We start from the raw sequence: 409 nt of genomic DNA on the forward strand, positions 1-409 counted from the left end.
AGTTGCTCTTGGCCGACGAGCCCACCACCGCGCTGGATGTGACGGTGCGTCGCCAGATTCTCGATTTGCTGGACCAGTTGCAGCACAAATACGGCATGGCCGTGCTGCTGATCACCCACGACCTGAACCTGGTGCGCCAGTTTGCCGACCGTGTGGCGGTGATGGAAGCGGGCCACATCGTGGAACACGGCGCCGTGGCCGAGGTGTTTGCCCAGCCGCAGCACGCCTACACGCGTCGCTTGCTGGACAGCCGCCCCAGCCRCCACGTGCTGCCGGCTCAGCCAGATGCCGAGGTGCTGCTGCAGGGCGACGGCGTGCGCGTGGGCTACCCGGTGCCGCTGGGTGGCGTGAAGGGCTGGTTCCGGTCGGGCGAGTTTGTGGCGGTACAGGGCGCTGACTTTGCCGTGCC

The 409-nt window shown here is 67.4% G+C and carries 1 pseudogene; it reads left to right on the forward strand.

What is annotated here, in order from left to right:
* Positions 1 to 409 (forward strand): annotated as a pseudogene (locus AC1D1Y_RS26620) (microcin ABC transporter ATP-binding protein); the annotation flags it as partial.

This window comes from Polaromonas sp. P1_G1 (genome assembly GCF_056405595.1).